The 479-nt window shown below is 42.4% G+C and carries 1 pseudogene; it reads right to left on the bottom strand.

Annotated elements, in window-relative coordinates:
* Positions 1–479: pseudogene (locus CWC11_RS20790) on the bottom strand (curlin); the annotation flags it as partial.

Raw genomic sequence — 479 nt, 5'->3', positions numbered from 1 at the left:
CATCACCAATCACAGTCTCTACAGAGATAACATTGAAGTTGCCGCTTTGACTCGATTCAATTTCGTTTTCATTACCTTGTAGACTAACTACTTTATATTGGTTGTACACACCATCTTGATCTAAGGTGATTTGGTTCATGTCACCTTGTACTGACTCAAGTGTCGCTTCGTTCCACGTACCTGTTTGTGTCGCTGTTACTTCGTTTTGGCTACCTTGCATATTTAGGTTGTAGAACCATTGGCCGCCAGAACCTTGAGATACTGTAATCGTATTTTGATCGCCATTAATCACATTGATGGCTTCGTTGTTAATCCCAAGGATCCCGCTACCTGATTGCTGAATGTCAATCGCGTTATCGTCGCCAGTAACTTCGGTTAATGCGCCGTTAGATTCACCATCTTGGCTATATACTTGGTTATTGTTATTTCCGGTGGTCGTAATAATAGCGACGTTACCAGTACCATTCTGATCGGCCTCA

It is taken from the genome of Pseudoalteromonas sp. S3178 (assembly GCF_005886985.1).
Taxonomy (GTDB): domain Bacteria; phylum Pseudomonadota; class Gammaproteobacteria; order Enterobacterales; family Alteromonadaceae; genus Pseudoalteromonas; species Pseudoalteromonas carrageenovora.
Note: the sequence above shows the minus strand (reverse complement) of the source record. Positions and strands in the feature narration are given on the sequence as shown.